Raw genomic sequence first — 16,356 nt, 5'->3', positions numbered from 1 at the left:
CGCGGTCGGGCCGGACCGGACCGTATCCGGCCGGACCGGGCCGCCGAGTCAATCTGCCGAATCCAGGCAGAACACGGAGGGAATCGAGACCGGAGGCGCGCGGTCGCGGGCCGCTCTCGTGTGCACGATGGGGGCGACATGGAACGGGGTGCGATCCCCCGATCACGGATGGTGCACAACGGAGGCAGACATGCCCATTGGCGATAGACGGCGGGTCGCGGCCACACTAGCCCTCGCCGCGATCCCGGTCCTCACCCCGGCCGTCCTCGCCCCGGCCGCCCCGGCCGAGGCCCGCCCGTTCCCGGCGCGGTCGCCGGGGGACTACACCGTCTTCGGCCCGGACACCTCCCGCCACAACCACCGCAACGGGCTGCCGTTCGACTGGGAGGAGGTCGTGCGCAGCGGCCAGTCCTTCGCGATCATGAAGGCCACCCAGGGCACGCGTTACGTGGACCCCTGGTTCGCCCGCGACATCGCCGGGGCGCGCCGGGTCGGCCTGATCCACGGCGCCTACCACTACTTCACCGCCGACGCCCCCGGGCGCGCGCAGGCCGACCACTTCCTGCGGGTCCTGCGCCGCAACGGCTTCACCGGCACCCGCGCCCACCAGCTCCCGGCGGAGGTGGACGTCGAGCAGTGCTACGCGAACGGGCGCCGGCTGCGGCTGAGCGAGGTGACGGCGTTCCTGAACCGGATCCGCGAGGTCACCGGGCGGCACGCCACCCTCTACACGCGCAAGTCGTTCATCGACGAGTGCCTGGGCGGGACGACCTCGCTCGGGCGGTACCGCCTCCACCTCGCGCGGTACGGCAAGGCGTCCCCGGAGCCGGTCGCGGGCGGCCGCGCCTGGTCGTTCTGGCAGTACACCCGGCGGTCGTACGTGCCCGGCATCGGCTTCCCGACCGACCACAACGTCTACCACGGCACGCTGTCCTCGCTCCGCCGCCTGGCCAACCTGCGCTGAGCCGTACCCGGACCGCGCACCCCGGACCGCGCACCCCGGACCGCGCACCCCGGACCGCGCACCCCGGACCGCGCAGCCCGGGCCGGCGGGCGGGAGCCGCGCCGCGGACCGGGGCCGATCAGCGATGACCGGCGCCGGTGCGCGCGCCCCTTCCGGCCGCTCAGCCGCGACCGGGGCGCAGCGAGGCGAGGAGCTGCTCGAACGGCACCACCTCGGCCTCCTCCTTCTCCTTCGCGCCGTCGCCCGCCGGGGTCTGCGCGGGCCCGGCGGGGCGCGCCTGCCGCGCCGCGGCGGTGAACGCGGCCAGCTCCCCGGCCGCGCGGGTGATGCGGTCGGGCAGCGTGGCGGTCAGCCCGTCGCCCGCGCCGCCCCAGTCCTCGGCGGCGGCGTAGACCCCGGTGGGCACCACGAGCGCCCGCAGGTAGCCGAACAGCGGCCGCATCGCGTGGTCCAGCACCAGCGAGTGCCGCGCCGTGCCGCCGGTCGCCGCGACGAGCACGGGCTTGCCGGTGAGCGCGTCCGGCTCGATCACGTCGAAGAACGACTTGAACAGGCCGCTGTAGGAGGCCGTGAAGACGGGGGTGACGGCGATCAGCGCGTCCGCCCCGGTCACCGCCTCCACGGCCTCGCGCAGCCTGGCCCCGGGGAACCCGGTGACCAGGTTGTTGGCGATGTCGGAGGCGAGGTCGCGCAGTTCGATCACGCGGACCTCGACCTCCTCGCCCTGCCGCTCCAGCCGTTCCCTGGCCGCCGTCACGAGCCGGTCGGCCAGCAGCCGCGTCGCGGACGGCTTGCCGAGCCCGGCCGAGACCGCGACCAGTCGCACGTTCGTCATGTCAGGCCTCCGCGGGAGCCGGCTCCGCCGTACGGGCGGCGAGGAGCGAGGAGTGGGTGGGGGCGTCGGGCACGTTCGCCGGGCGGCCGATCGCGAACTCCTTCCGGAGCACGGGCACGACCTCCTCGCCGAGCATGTCGATCTGCTCCAGCACGGTCTTCAGCGGCAGCCCCGCGTGGTCCACGAGGAACAGTTGCCGCTGGTAGTCGCCGAAGTACTCGCGGAACTTCAGGGTGCGCTCGACCACCTGCTCCGGGCTGCCGACCGTGAGCGGGGTCTCCCGCATGAACTCCTCCAGCGAGGGCCCGTGGCCGTACACCGGGGCGACGTCGAAGTAGGGGCGGAACTCGCGGATCGCGTCCTGGGAGTTCTTGCGCATGAACACCTGGCCGCCGAGCCCGACGATGGCCTGCTCCGGCGCGCCGTGCCCGTAGTGGGCGTACCGCTGCCGGTAGAGGCCGATCAGGCGCTGGTAGTGCTCCTTGGGCCAGAAGATGTTGTTCGCGAAGAACCCGTCGCCGTAGTACGCGGCCTGCTCGGCGATCTCCGGCGAGCGGATCGAGCCGTGCCAGACGAACGGCGGCACGCCGTCCAGCGGGCGCGGAGTCGAGGTGAACCCCTGGAGCGGCGTGCGGAACCGCCCCTCCCAGTCCACGACGTCCTCACGCCAGAGCCGGTGCAGCAGCGCGTAGTTCTCGATGGCCAGCGGGATGCCGTTGCGGATGTCCTGCCCGAACCACGGGTAGACGGGGCCGGTGTTGCCGCGTCCCATCATCAGGTCCACCCGCCCGTCGGCCAGGTGCTGGAGCATCGCGAAGTCCTCGGCGATCTTCACCGGGTCGTTCGTGGTGATCAGCGTGGTCGAGGTGGAGAGGATGAGCCGCTCGGTCCGCGCGGCGATGTAGCCGAGCATGGTCGTCGGCGACGACGGCACGAACGGCGGGTTGTGGTGCTCACCCGTCGCGAACACGTCGAGGCCGACCTCCTCGGCCTTGAGCGCGATCGCCACCATCGCCTTGACCCGCTCGTGCTCGGTGGGGGTGCGCCCCGTGGTGGGGTCGGTGGTCACGTCACCCACGGTGAAGATCCCGAACTGCACTTTAATCACCATCCGCGACTGTTGAAAGTTCAACGTCGCAAGCGTAAACCCACCCCTGTTTCATTCCCGCCCGCGCCCCCTTCTTTCCACCCGTTCCGGTACGGCTCGCGCCGGCGCCCAGCCGCGCCCGGCCGGAGGACGCCCCGCCGTACGGCACGCGGGCCAGGCCGTACGGCGGGCGGACGGGACGGAACACGGGCAGGACGCGACGCGGGCGGGACGGGACAGGGGCCGGGCGGGGCGGAGGCGGGGTGGGGCGGGGGTCAGCGGTGCGCCGGGACGGGGTAGTCGCGCAGGTCGATGCCGGTGGCGAACCTCTCGCCCATCGCGATCATCAGCTTGAGCATGGGCCGGTAGCGGAAGAGCCGGTTGCGGCTCCGGATCCTGCGCCAGGTCGGCGGCGCGAGGAACGGCCCCGCGTTGCCCTTCCGGGCGACCTTGGAGTAGCGGAGGAGGATCTCCTGGTACCGCCGGAACGCCGCGCGGTGGTCGCCGCCCGCCGCCGCCAGCTCGCCCGCCAGGACGTACGCCCCGACCAGCGCGAGCCCGCTGCCGAAGCCGCCCAGGGTGTTGCCGTAGCCGGCGTCGCCCAGCAGCGCGACCCGGCCGCGTGTGTACTCCTCCATGTGGACGCGGCTGATCGAGTCGAGGTACACGTCGCGGGTGCCCTGGAGCGCCTCGACGACCTCGGCGGTCCGCCAGCCCATCCCGGCGTACGCCCGGGTGAGGATCGCGATCTGCGCCTCCGGGTCGTAGCGGTCGTACTCCAGCTCCGGAGAGGCGAACACGAAGAAGGCCGGGGCCTTGTTCCCGCCGACGGACACCAGCCGCCCCGGCTCGTTGTACATCAGCCCGTCGGGCCCGAAGTCCCGGTCGAGCCCGGCCAGCGCGTAGTAGTGCCCCTGGTGGCGCACGTAGTCCCGCTCGGGGCCGAAGACCAGCCGCCGCACGTTGGAGTGGATCCCGTCGGCCCCCACCACCAGGTCGTACGCCCCAGGGGCCGCACGCTCGAAGGTGGCGCGGACGCCGTCCGGGGTCTCGGCCAGCGAGGTGATCGAGTCGCCGAAGACGACGTCCGCCCGGTCGCGCACCCGGTCGTGGAGCAGCCGCGCCAGGTCTCCCCGGAGGATCTCCAGGTCGCCCCCGGTGAACTCCCCGGGCATGACCCCCAGCCGCCGCCCGTCGGCGTCCACGAAATACAGGTCGGCGCCTCCGGTGGCGTGCCGGCGCACGTCCTCCAGGATGCCCATGCGCTCCAGCACGGTCAGGTGCGCCGCCCCCTTGAAGTCCACCGCCTGCCCGCCGGGGCGCATCGCCGGCGCCTTCTCCACGACGGTGACGGCGTGGCCGTACCGGGCCAGCCAGTGCGCGAGGGCGAGGCCGCCGATGCCGGCGCCGGAGATGAGGATCTTCTTCGTCATGCCCAGAGCGTCGCGACCCCCGTTGACAGTCCGCCGACGTCCCGCTGACGCCCGCCGCCCCGCCCGTCAGCGCCGGGCGCTAGCCGAGGCGGCGGACGCGCAGGACGTGGTCCTCGCGGTGCCCGCGCTGCCCCTCCGGGCCGGTCAGCTCGCGCTCGACGACGTCCGCGACGTCCACGTGCCAGCCGCCGGGGGCCAGGTCCAGGCTCTCCAGGACCTCGGGGATGGTCGGGAAGTGGTGGGGGAAGGGAGGCTCGTCCATCCAGGACGGCCAGCCGGCGTGCCCGGCGATCAGGAGGGACCCGCCCGGCGCCACCGCCGCGGCGGCCCGGCGCAAGATGGCCTCCCGCTCGCCCTCCGCCGCGACCGGGGAGTGCAGGAACTGCGCGGACACCAGGTCGAAGGACCCGCCGGGGAACGACCGGGACAGATCATGCGCCTCCCACTCGATCCGGTCGCCCACCCCGGCCTCGGCCGCGTGGGCGGCCGCCCGGCGCAGGGCCGTCCGCGACACGTCGGTCGCGGTCACGCGCCACCCCCGGCGGGCGAGCCAGATCGCGTCGGCGCCCTCCCCGCAGCCGAGGTCCAGGGCCGTGCCGGGGGTGAGCGACGCGGCCTCGCGCACCAGCAGCGGGTTGGCCTCGCCGCTCCAGCGCCGGTCCTCGGACCGGTAGAAGTCCTCCCAGAACTCCTCGGCGGAGCCGGCCGGTGAAGCGTCGGTCATGTGCGTTCTCCTCTCACGCGGGCGGCCCCTCTCATCCGGGCCGACGCCGCACGATGCCTCGTGAGGGCCCCGGCGGCAAAGGATCCTTGCCGAAACGGCAAATCACGACAGGACGGCGGCGACCGCCCGGTCCCTGGGCAGGGCGGCGGCGCGCGCGAAGGTCTCGGCGAAGGCGGCCTCCCCGAGCAGCCGCCGGGCCCCGGCCTCCGTCGCCTCCACGTCGCGGTCCCCGGCCGCCCGCATCCCGCGCAGGGCCACCGCCGCGCCCAGGAGTACGGCCGCGCGCGCGGGGTCGCCGTCCAGGAGCGCCGCGGCGGCCAGCCCCTCGGCGGCGTCGGCGATGTCGCTGGGCAGGGGTGTCTCCCGCGCGGCCGCCAGCGCGTCGCGGTATCGCAGGCGCGCCTCGTCCGGGTCCCCCTCCGCCTCGGCGAGCCTGCCCAGCGCCACGTGCGCGGCCACCAGCGCGCCCCCGGCGGCGAACGCCCCCTTCACCGAGGTGCGCAGCGCCGCCTCGTACCGCTCCCGGGCCTCGGCGAGGTCGCCCCGGATCCGGGCGATCCGGCCCAGGCCGAGGTGGACGGGCGCCGGGACACCCGGCATCCCGGCGCGGCGGGCGAGGCCGGCGGCCCTGCCGTACCGGTCGGCGGCGGCGTCGAGGTCGCCCTCCCGCACCAGCGCGTCGCCCCAGCGCCAGGCCACGTCCACCATCTCGTCGAGGGCCCCGAGGCGGTCCAGCAGCCGCAGCGCCTCCTCGCGCAGCCCGCTCGCCCGCGCCCACTCGCCGCGCAGGGTGGCGAGCACGGCGAGCCCGTCCAGCGCCTGCGCGACGCCCCAGCGTTCCTCCAGCTCCCGGAACCCGCCCAGCGCCTCCGACAGGGCCCGCTCCCCGGTCTCCGGCTCGCCGTTGAGCAGGGCGAGGAGCCCGTCGCCGAGCCGCATGAGGGCCAGGTTCCACGTGTCGTCGGCGAACAGGGTGAGCTGGCGCCGCAGTTCCTCCGGCCCCATCGGCCCGGCGTTCATCCCCCACAGCGCCGCCACGAAGGGGTGCCGGAGGGGGCCCTCCAGGGACCGCATGATCTCCTCGGCCCGCGCGTGCTGCCCGGGGGACGCCTTCGTGATCGCGAACGCGGCCGCGGCGACATACCCCTCCCGCGTCCGCGCCCACTCGTCCGCCGTCAGCGGGGCGGCGCCCGGGCCGGGGCCGGGGTCTGGGCCTGGCGTGCCCGAGCCCGCGTACGGCATGCCCGGTTCGCCCGGTATACCGGGCTCGGCCTGCGGGCGGGGCCCGGCCGCGTCCCCCGGCCCCTGGGCGAGGGCGCGGGGGCCGCGGGTGTCCACGGCCGCCAGCAGGGCCGGGGCCTGGGAGGCGGCCTCGGCGGCGCGGCCGCTCAGCCACCAGTACGCCGCCAGGGCCGCGGTCAGGCGCAGGGCGAGGGCGGGATCGGCGCGTACGGCCCAGCGCAGCGCGGCCTGGAGGTTGGCATGGTCGGCGCGCAGCAGGTCCAGCGCCGCCACCTGCCCGGCCCGGCGCAGCGACGGGTCCGTGCGCTGGGCCAGCGCGAGGAACCACCCGGCGTGGACACGCCGCGCCCGGTCCTCCTCACCGGCCTCGGCGAGCCGTTCGGCGCAGAAGAGGCGGATCGTGCTGAGCATCCGGTAACCCCCGCCCTCGACCTCGATGAGGGACTTGTCCACCAGGTCGGCGAGCAGGTCCGCGACATCCTCGGGATCCAGCGACTCCACCGGCCCGTGGCCCGCAGGCGCCGGGTCCGGCATCGCGGGGGCCGGGGACGCGGCCTCGGGGCCGGCGGCGGGCTCGTCCCTGAGGGCGCAGACGTGTTCGGCGGCCTCCAGGGTCGCGCCGCCGGCGAACACCGTGAACCGCCGGGCGACCGCGCGTTCCCGCTCGCCGAGCAGGTCCCAGCTCCACGCGATCGCCGCGCGCAGCGTGCGGTGCCGGGCGGCCGCCGTACGGTCGCCGCGTGACAGCACCCGGAACAGGTCGTGCTCGGCGAGCCGCCGCGCCAGCTCCTGGGGGGTGAACGCGCGCAGCCGCACCGCGGCCAGCTCGATGGCCAGCGGCACCCCCTCCAGCGCGGCGCAGATCCGGGCGACCGCGTCCACGGTGCCGGGGTCGGCGGTGCCCGAGTCCACGGCGGCCGGGTCGATGGTGAGGCCCGACGCGGCGGCGCGTTCCAGGAACAGCCGCACCGCGGGCGAGGCGAGCGCGCGCGCGGGCTCGGCGTCCGGGGGCGGCACCTCCAGCGGCGGCAGCGGCACGAGCACCTCGCCGGTGATCCCGAGGGGTTCGCGGCTGGTCGCGAGCACGCGTACGGCGGGGCAGGCCGCGAGCACCCGCCGTACCAGCGCCGCCGCCGCGCCGATGACGTGCTCGCAGTTGTCCAGCACGAGCGTCAGCTCCCGCTCGGCCAGGGCCCGCGTCACCCGCTCCACCGGGTCGGGCACGGCCGCCCCCGGCCCGCGCAGCCCGCCCTCGCGCACGCCGAGCGCGACCAGCGCCGCGTGCGCCACCGCGTTGGCGTCCGCGGGCCCGGCCGCCGGAACCTCCTCGACGGGCGACAGGTCCACGAAGCAGGCGTCGCCGTACCGCCGGGCGGCCTCCACGGCGAGCCGGGTCTTCCCGATCCCCCCGGGCCCGGTGATCGTGACGAGCCGCGCCCCCTCCAGCCCCAGGACGTGCGCCAGCTCGCGGTCCCGCCCCACCAGCCGCGTCAACGGCGCCGGCACCGCCGCCGGGCGGGGCCGCGCCTCGCCGCGCAGGATCTCCAGGTGCACGCCGGCCAGCTCCGGCGAGGGGTCGGCCCCCAGCTCCTCGGCCAGCAGCCGCCGCGCGTGCTCGTACTCCGCCAGGGCCTCCCCGGCCCGCCCTTCGGCGTGCAGCGCCCGCATGAGCAGCCCGCGCGCCCGCTCCCGCAGCGGATGCGCCGCCACCAGCTCCCGCAACTCCCCCGCGGCCCCGGTCTCCCCGGCCGCGAGCGCCGCCTCCGCCCGGTCCTCGATCGCGCCGAGCCGCAGCTCCTCCAGCCGCACGCGCCGGTTCCTGGCGTACGGCGCGTCGCCGAGGTCGGCCAGCGCCTCCCCGCGCCACAGCGCCAGCGCCTCCCCCAGCAGCGCCCGCGCCTCGGCATGCCGGCCGGCCGAGAGCGCCCGCCGCCCCTCCCCCGCGAGCCGCTCGAACCGGTGCGCGTCCACGCGGTCCGGATCGATCGCGAGCCGGTATCCGCCCCCCTCGAACGAGATCACTCCGGCCGGCAGCCTCCGCCGCAACCGCGACACCTGCGCCTGCACCGCGTTGGCCACATCGGCGGGCACGTCGTCGAGCCCGCCGTACTGCCCCTCCCCCAGCCGCTCCAGACTGACGACCCGCCCCGCCTCCGCCGCGAGCATCACCAACAGCCCCCGCGCCCGCGACCCCCCGACCGAGATCAGCCCGCCGTCATCCCCCCGAACCTCCAACGCCCCCAGAATCCCGCACCACATCCCCCAATTCTCCCGCCCCCACCCCCACACCCGGCGACCACCTGGCCGACCCCGCCCCCCCGCCCCCCCGACCAACCAGCCAAGCCCGCCAGGCAGGTAGCCCGGCCGACCCCGCCACAACGTCCCACCCCGGCCGCGACCCGAACCGCCCGCCCGCCCCGCGACCCCAGCCCCCGGCCCCCGCCCTCGCCGTGATCATGCACTTTCGATCACAGGGTGTGCGCGAAACCGCAAGATCACGACGAGGGACGCGCGCGCTGCCGGCCTCGACGCTGAGCTCTTCGATGCCCGCGGATGCGTACCGCGCATGACGCCACACCGGCACGGGGCCATCCCGGCCCGGCTTCCGGGAGAGGTGTCCCGTCGGCGGTGCCCTCGCCTTGCCACCGGTACGCCACATCCGGACAATGCGGCCCCGCCTTGACACCACCCCTCTCTCCCCTCGCCCCGATTCCTCGCGGTGATCACGCGCTTTGAATCAGGGGGTGTGCGCAGGACCGCATGATCACGATGAGGGAGAGCGCAGGCGCAAGCGCGCCGGGGACCACGGGATGCGGGAGGCAACGGCCGGAGGGACGTGGAGGCCGCACCGGTCCCGAGGTTTTCGTCCCTCCGCCGGAACCGGAGAGCTCGGCGAGCCGGGGCCGCTCCTCGCCGCACTGGATTGCCCGAAGGGGTCCACGTGGACACCGGTGACTCCTCACCCGAGGCCCGCGCCGGCCGTACGGCACACCCCAGGGTCCTCGCCTCGTTGTGATCACCTGTGCGCTGGGCCGCGAGGTCACGGCGAGGGGCGCGCTTCGGGGGTGGCCTTCGGAGGGGGCTCGGCCCCTGGGGGTTCAGGTGGGGAAGGTGGTGGCGAGGAAGGATTCGGTGGCGGGGAGGTCCAGGTGGCGGGTGGTCCAGGAGAGGGTCAGGAGGGGGACACTCAGGGCGAAGTCGTATTTGTCGTGGCGTTTGTCGGGGATGTGGCGGGCGAGGTCGGCGGAGGACGGGAGGCCCTCCTCGGCCAGGCTCGTCAGGTGGTCCTTCGCCTGCTCCGGGGAGGTGCCGGCGAGGAGCAGGGAGAGGCCCTGGCGCGCCGCGTCCACCCCGCGGGCCGCCAGGGCCAGGGTCAGGGTGGTCATGATCCTGTCGCCGCGGAAGGGGAAGAGCAGGGTGTCCTTCCCGTACGGCAGGAGCGGGGTCTCACCGAGACCCAGGCGGCGGTACGCCGCGCGGCCCTGGTCCAGGAGGAGCCGGGCGGCGGCGTCCAGGTAGGCGGGGACCCGCGGGGACTCGTAGACCTCGCGCATCCTCACGCGGACGCGGTCGTGGACCTCCGGACCCGCGCCGGTGAACGTGGGCGGGCGGCCGCCCGAGGCGGGGGCGACGTCGATCAGCCGGGCCTCGGGGTCCACCGTGAGGACCCGCCAGCGGCGGCCGGCGAACAGCAGCAGGGACCCCTCCGCGACCGGCTGGTCCACCGGCAGCGTGCCCAGGGCGCGCGAGCCCGCGGTCACGCGGTACTCCACCGGGGTCGCGAACGCCGCGTAGAACGTGTGGTGGTTGACGATCCTCTCGCCCACCTCGCCGTGGAGGAGGAGGCCGTCGGGCTCCTGGCGGATCAGCCGGGCGGCCGCCAGGTCGCGCAGGAGGGCGGCGAACGTGTCCGGGCCGACCTCGCGGAACGGCCCCTGGGCGCAGAGCGTGCGGTGGGCGGCGGCCGGGGTGACGCCGCCGTGCTGGGCGATCAGCGACAACACCTGCTGCGTGAGGGTGGACAGGTGCGGCATGCCCGGCGGAGGCGGTTCGTACCACCGCTCCAGCAGCAGGTCCACGGTCGCGATCGTCTGCACGAGCTGGTCGCGCAGTTCGTCGGCCGGGTTCATGCCGCCGTACGGCGCGGGCTCGGAGACGTACAGGCGGAGCACCGCGGGGGCGTCCCTCCGGCCGGAGCGGCCCAGGCGCTGGCGCAGCGCGGCCACGCCCGGCGGCGCGCCGATCTGGGCGACGGACGAGACCGAGCCGATGTCGATCCCCATCTCCAGCGTCGAGGTGCAGATCGCGGTCGCCGGGAGCGATCGGTCCTTCAGCCTGGCCTCGGTGTGCTCGCGAATGTCCTTGGACAGGTTGCCGTGGTGCGGGACGAACTCGTTCGGCACCCGCGCGGCCTCCGACTCGCGCGTCAGCAGGTCGGTGTACTGCTCGACGGCGCTCCGCGAGTTCGCGAAGACGAGGTGGTGACCGCCCCTGAGCGTCTGGAAGAGGTGCCGCGCGATGTCCCGGACGTCCCGCGACGCCTCCTCGCCACCGCCCGCCCCCGCCTCGCCGTACGGCTCCGCGCCGCCCCCGTGCCCGCCGTACGGCGCGGCATCCCCGTCCTCGGCGGCGGCTTCGGGCCCGGCGCACGGCGGGCCGGCCGCGGGGTCGGCGGAGTCCCCGGGGTTCTCGCGCGGGTCCCGGCTCACGTATCCGCGCAGTTGGAGCCGCACCTCCTGGCCGTCGGCGGTGGAGACGACCCGCTCGACCCGGTCGCCGCCGCCCGGGCGCAGGAACTCCGCCGCCGCGCCCAGGTCGCCGAGCGTGGCCGACAGCCCGATCCGGGGCACGCGACGCCGCGCCGCCAGGTCCAGCCGGTGCAGCAGCGAGCGGAGCTGCGCGCCCCGCTCGGTGCCGATGAAGGAGTGGAGCTCGTCCACGACGACGTACCGCAGCGCGCCCGCGAACAGCCCCATCCGCGGGCCCCTGAGCACGAACAGCGCCTCCAGCGACTCCGGCGTGATCAGCAGGATCCCGCGCGGGCGCGCCGCCAGCCGGCCCTTGGTGGCGGCCGCCACGTCGCCGTGCCACCGCGCCACCGGGATCTCCAGGTTCTCGCAGAGCGCGTCGAGCCTGCCGTGCTGATCGTTGATCAGGGCCTTGAGCGGGCTGACGTACACCGCCCAGAACCCCGGGACGGACGGCGGGTCGGCGGCCAGCGAGGAGCAGATCGGCAGGAAGGCCGCCTCCGTCTTGCCCGTGGCCGTCGCCGCCGCGATCAGCACGTCCCGGTCCCCGGCGAGCACCGGGGCGACCGCGGCCTCCTGCGCCTGCCGCAGCTCCCGCCACCCCTGCTCCCAGAGCCACCGCCGCACGCGGGGATGCAACAGCTCGAAGGCGGCGGACTCCGCCCGTGGCGCGGGCAGCCCCGCGGGCACCGTCACGGGCGCCGCCGCCCCCGCCCGCCGCACCCCCGCGAGTCCGCCGGGCGCCTCCCGTACGGACGACTCGGCGACCGGCCGCCCGGCGCTCGCCGCCTCGGAGGCGGGAGGCTCGGAAACCGACGGCTCGACGGCCGGCCGCTCAGCGCTCGGCGTCCCGGCGCTCGGCGTCCCGGCGCTCGGCGTCCCGGCGCTCGACGTTCCGGTGGCGGGGGGTTCGGGGGCCGCCGGGTCTGGGGCGGGTGGTTCAGAGGCGGAAGGCGGCGAGCTCTCCATCGCCCTCCTCGTCCTCCAGCGGCGCCAGGTCCGGGTTCTCCTCGTGGCCCAGTTCCACCGCCGGGAGGATCTGCCGCCAGTCCACCTCCGGGTTCTGCTCCAGCACGGCCAGCAGGTCGCAGAACGCCTTGATCGTGGTGCGCGGCGTGCGGAAGTACGCCTCGCCCACGCGGTTCGCGCAGTGGTGCATGAACGCCGGCAGCGCCTCGTCCTCCACCAGGTACCGCGCCGGGTCCCCGTAGGCGTACACGTGCCTGATCTTGGTCAGCAGGACGTACAGGTCCTCCGGCGTGAGCGCGTCCAGCCGCAGCACCGGCCCGGAGTAGTCGCGCAGCCCGCCGACGGCGAACGAGTTCTCCGCCAGCCGCGACGCCAGCGCCGGGTAGCTGAACAGGCCCCGCCGCGTGTCCGTCAGGAACTCCGGCGTCCCCCCGAACACGAAGCCCAGGTGCGCGGCGGTGCCCTGGAGCGTGTCGTTGAGGATGCGCAGGATCTGCTCGTAGTTGGAGTTGCGCGCCTGCGTCGAGGACAGCTTGTAGAGGTTGACCATCTCGTCCAGGCCCACGAGCAGCCCGTCGTACCCGGCCAGGCACACGAACCGGCTCATCAGCTTCAGGTGGTCGTGGAACGTCGAGTCGTCGATGATCGTCCGCACGCCCAGCTCGGACCGCGCCTCGGTCTTGGTGGAGTACTCCGCCCGCAGCCACCGTACGGCGGCGGCCTTGAGCCGCTCGTCGCCCGTGTCGTGCCCGCGCCAGTACGCGCCGACGACCTCCGCGAAGTCGTATCCGCCGGTCAGCTCGGCCAGGTGCGCCAGCCGTACCCGGATGACCTGCGCGGGGTCGGAGCCGGTGAGCTGCGCCTCCCCGAGCGCGCTGGACACGAACCGCTCGACCACGGCGGGCAGCGCGCCCCCGTCCGGCTTGGACCGGGTGGCCATGTTGCGCATCAGCTCGGCGTACAGGCTGCGGGCCTGGCCGCCGCTGGAGTGCAGCCGCCGGTCCGGGTTCAGGTCCGCGTGGACCGTGACCAGCCGCTTCTCCAGCGCGACCGAGCGCACGAGGTGCAGGAAGAACGTCTTCCCCGCGCCGAACTCCCCGATCACGAAGCGCACGGCCGAGCCGCCCGCCCCGATCCGCACGATGTCGGCGACCAGCGCCTCCACCTCGGCCGCCCGGCCCACCTGCACGTGCCGCTGCCCGAGCCGCGGCACGACGCCCGCGCGCAGCGACTGGATCAGCGCGTCGCGCTCGCGGGCGCGGATCGGAGTGGTGGTGCTCACCTCAGCATCTCTCCCAGCAGTTCCGTATTGACCCGGATCGGGTCGTCACCTTCCAGCAACGGCTCGTCCCGGAGGTCCAGCGCCGCCTGGTTGACCCGGTCGATGGCCCCCTCGGGCAGCAGCCCCCACCGCGCCGCGAGCTCCTCGAACTCCCCCCGCGACACCTCGCCGAACCGGGCCAGCTCCCGCACGAGCCCCGAGTGCCCGCCGTCGAGCCCGGCGACCGGCGCGGCGGCGGCCGGAGGCGGGGGCGCGGGGCTCGCCGGCCGCGCGTCCTCCTCGAAGATCTCCAGCAGCAGGTTCCCCACCCGGGCGGTCTCGGCCAGCTTCGCCGCGATGACCGCGGGGTCCAGCCGTACGGCCGGCAGCCCTCCGGCCTCGGGCCCCCGCCCGCCCGGCGCGGCGGCGTCCTCCGCCGCGGCGTCCTCGGCGCCCACCCGTCCCTGGGAGGTCCGTTCATGGGACGTCCGTGCCGGGGAGGAACGGTCCGGGGAGGTCCGTCCCTCCGCGCCCGGTTCCGCCGGATCGGGCCGCGCCGGGTCGAGCGCCCCCGCCACCGCGTCCGCGAGGTCCCGCGAACGCCGTACGGCGAAAGCCCCGTTCACCGGCGCCCCGGCCGCGTCTCCCGGGGCCCCGGCTCCCTCCGGTACGGCGGCGCTGTCGCCCCGCCGGTGCCGTACGGCGGCGCCGGGCGACCCGGGCCCGCCCGACCCGAACCCGGGATCGGCGCCCGCGCCCGGCGAAAGCCCAGGCCCGGCGGCCCCGGGTACGGCAGGCCCGGGTACGGCAGGCCCAGGTGCGGCAAGCTCAGGTGCGGCTGCGCCCGGCCCGGCCGGATCGGATTCCTCGTGCCCGGGCGCGGAGGCCCCCTCGGACTGAAGCCCCCGCGACCCGTCGCCCGCGAGAGGGGGGTCCCCGGCGGGCGGGCGGGGCAGGGCGAAGCCGGGCTCGGGCGAGGCCCGGCGGACGACGACGGGCCCGCCGGCAGGGACGGACCCCTCAGGACCGGGCCCCTCGGAACCGGGCCCCTCGGAACCGGGAGCAGCCGAGCCGGGAGCCGGGGATCCGGGAGCCGCGGGTCCGGCGGCGTCGCGGCGGCGCGAACGGGAGCGGCGGGGCTTGGGGGCCACGGCGCCCAGGGCGGCCTCGACCTCCGCCGGGTCCAGGCCCAGGAGGCGGTAGATGCGGGTGAGGCTCGCGACCTCCTCGGGCGCGATGCGGCCGTCCGCCGCCGCGACCCCCGCGAGGAACTCACCCAGCAGCGCCCGCTGCTCCCGGTCCACGGCCGCGACGCGCTTGGACAGCCCGGAGAGCTTGACGTCGGTGGCGATCAGCCAGCGCAGGTGGGCCTGGAGGCGGCGGCGCTCCCCCTGGGTGAGGTGCAGCGCCCGCTCCAGGTGCTCGCTCAGGTGGCGCTGCTCGGCCTGCGAGGTCTCCCCGTCCGCCGCGCTCACCGCCGCCGCCAGGTGCAGCAGCAGCGCCGCCGCCCGGTACGCGTCCGACGGCGCGGCGGTGGGCCCGCCCGCGTCGGCGAACAGCACCATCACCCCGCCGGCCTGCACCGGACCGCCCAGGCGAGGGTCGGGCTCCATCCCGATCCCCACCCGGCTGAACAGGTGCGCGAGCGCGATCACGTCCTTCTTCGCCGGCTTGGCCCGACCGCCGGACGCCGCGGCCCCGCCGGCCCCGCCGCCTCCGGGCTCACCGCCGTCCCCGGGCTCGGCCCCGGCCGCGCCGCCCGGTGAGCCCGCGCCCTCCCGGCCGTACGGCGAGGGCGGCGAGGGCGGCGAGGGCGGGGTGTCCGTGAGCAGGGCGGCGAACTCCTCCGCCGGCGCCAGCGCCATCTCCCGGTCGCCGAGGCGCTCGCGCGCCCACCGCAGTGCCCGGCCCGCCGCGCCCGACTCCTCGTCCAGCAGCTCGGCCGGGAGCAGCGCCCGCGCCTGCACGCTCTCCCGCGCCCCCGGGGCCTTCCCCAGGTAGCGGCTGTAGGCCTCCAGCTCGGCCGTGCACTCGTCCGCGAGGGTGGCCAGCCTCCGCGTCGCCGCCGGGGAGGTGAACACGTCGGGCACCCCGGGCAGCGTGATCTCGGCCAGCCCGTGGAACCCGGCGCTCGCGGGCCGGTATCCGAGCGGGACCTCCCCCCGCCCGGGCCGCACGACCAGCCCGTCGCCGTGGCGTTCGCCGTACCGGACGCGGAAGAGCGCGGCGAACTCCGCGGCGCAGCGCGTCATGGGCGTGCGCGGCCGGTAGTCGGGGTGCGAGCGGATCCAGGCCAGCGCCCAGTCCGCCGGGACCGGCGTCTCGCGCGCGGCGAACATGCCCAGCCCGGCCCGCAGCCCGAGCGGCGGGGGCGTCCCCGCGGCGGGTTCGGGCGGATTGCCCGACAGCAGGTGCAGGACCCGCTCGAACCGTCCCGCGTACTCCCGGAAGGCCGCGTGCCCGCCGTAAACGGACAGCAGCCGCTGAATCTCCTCGTGAATGATCGGCAGTTCGTACGTCGCCGCCGCCGGGTCCTGGAGGAGGTCGTGCAGGACGCGCCGCTCAAGACCGTAGAAATAGAGGAACACGTAGCCGAGCGGCGCCCGCGGATACCGCCTGCCGTCCGACAGCCAGGCGAGGTAGGCGGCCCGGGTCGCGGGCGGGATCGTGTCGTAGGACGGGTAGTAGCCCAGGCCCTCCCCGGCCCAGTCCGGCGCGCTGGTGTCCACCGGCAGCCGGGGGTCGATCAGCGCGGGCTCCACCATGTTCCGGGCCGCCGAGGGGAGGCCCTGTCCCACGTAGAGCAGGCCCCCGATGATGTTCCAGCCGAAGAGGTTGATCCCGGCTCCGGGCGCCTGCCAGGGGCCTTCCGCCCCCGCTCGCCCGGGGTCCACGGGCGACGGGGCGGCGTGCCTCCCCCGCCGGGCAGGTACGCCGTGGGAGCCGCTAAATCCACCCATCCGCCCACCTTGCCCGGAACGTCCCCATGATCATGAACCATAGCTCACACCACCCTCATTCACCCCGGGCAGCCCACGAATCCACCCCCGAATACGGTGTTTCGGCGACGCCGGATCCCCCTCATTTCCGCGG

Annotated in this window: 9 protein-coding genes; 1 reads left to right on the top strand and 8 read right to left on the bottom strand. The window is 75.8% G+C overall.

Annotated features, from left to right (window positions below):
- Positions 1-190: 190 nt before the first annotated feature.
- On the top strand, positions 191-964 hold the full coding sequence (locus D5H75_RS13985) for a glycoside hydrolase family 25 protein (RefSeq protein WP_202638129.1): 774 nt from the start codon (positions 191-193) through the stop codon (positions 962-964).
- Between the two features lie 160 nt (positions 965-1,124).
- Here D5H75_RS13985 and D5H75_RS13980 read toward each other — a convergent pair whose 3' ends face one another.
- The 8 genes from D5H75_RS13980 to D5H75_RS13945 all read right to left on the bottom strand — a co-directional run bounded on the left by D5H75_RS13980 (position 1,125) and on the right by D5H75_RS13945 (position 16,223).
- Positions 1,125-1,799 carry an FMN reductase gene (locus D5H75_RS13980; protein WP_119926864.1) on the bottom strand — a complete coding sequence of 225 codons (675 nt, stop codon included), beginning with the start codon at positions 1,797-1,799 and terminating at the stop codon, positions 1,125-1,127.
- A gap of 1 nt (position 1,800) precedes the next feature.
- Complete coding sequence (locus D5H75_RS13975) at positions 1,801-2,898, bottom strand: LLM class flavin-dependent oxidoreductase (RefSeq protein WP_119926863.1); 1,098 nt, start codon at positions 2,896-2,898, stop codon at positions 1,801-1,803.
- Positions 2,899-3,161: 263 nt separating this feature from the next.
- The gene (locus tag D5H75_RS13970; protein WP_119926862.1) at positions 3,162-4,319 is read right to left on the bottom strand and encodes an FAD-dependent monooxygenase; all 1,158 of its coding nucleotides are present in this window, start codon (positions 4,317-4,319) and stop codon (positions 3,162-3,164) included.
- A 79-nt stretch (positions 4,320-4,398) separates the two neighbouring features.
- Positions 4,399-5,043, bottom strand: a complete 645-nt coding sequence (locus D5H75_RS13965; RefSeq protein ID WP_119926861.1) for a class I SAM-dependent methyltransferase — start codon at positions 5,041-5,043, stop codon at positions 4,399-4,401.
- 102 nt (positions 5,044-5,145) lie between these two features.
- Positions 5,146-8,520 (bottom strand): AfsR/SARP family transcriptional regulator, encoded by a 3,375-nt coding sequence (locus D5H75_RS13960; RefSeq protein ID WP_242454223.1) that lies wholly within the window; start codon positions 8,518-8,520, stop codon positions 5,146-5,148.
- 863 nt (positions 8,521-9,383) lie between these two features.
- On the bottom strand, positions 9,384-11,729 hold the full coding sequence (locus tag D5H75_RS44075; RefSeq protein ID WP_277949937.1) for a DEAD/DEAH box helicase: 2,346 nt from the start codon (positions 11,727-11,729) through the stop codon (positions 9,384-9,386).
- Between the two features lie 244 nt (positions 11,730-11,973).
- Positions 11,974-13,284, bottom strand: coding sequence for an ATP-binding protein (locus tag D5H75_RS13950; protein ID WP_119926858.1), 1,311 nt, complete (start codon positions 13,282-13,284; stop codon positions 11,974-11,976).
- On the bottom strand, positions 13,281-16,223 hold the full coding sequence (locus tag D5H75_RS13945; protein WP_119926857.1) for a tellurite resistance TerB family protein: 2,943 nt from the start codon (positions 16,221-16,223) through the stop codon (positions 13,281-13,283). Before D5H75_RS13945 ends, D5H75_RS13950 begins: the two co-directional genes overlap by 4 nt.
- Between the last annotated feature and the right edge of the window lie 133 nt (positions 16,224-16,356).

This window comes from Bailinhaonella thermotolerans (assembly GCF_003594875.1).
GTDB lineage: Bacteria > Actinomycetota > Actinomycetes > Streptosporangiales > Streptosporangiaceae > Bailinhaonella > Bailinhaonella thermotolerans.
The sequence above is the reverse complement of the archived record's forward strand: the minus strand, read 5'-3'. Positions and strand labels throughout refer to the sequence as shown.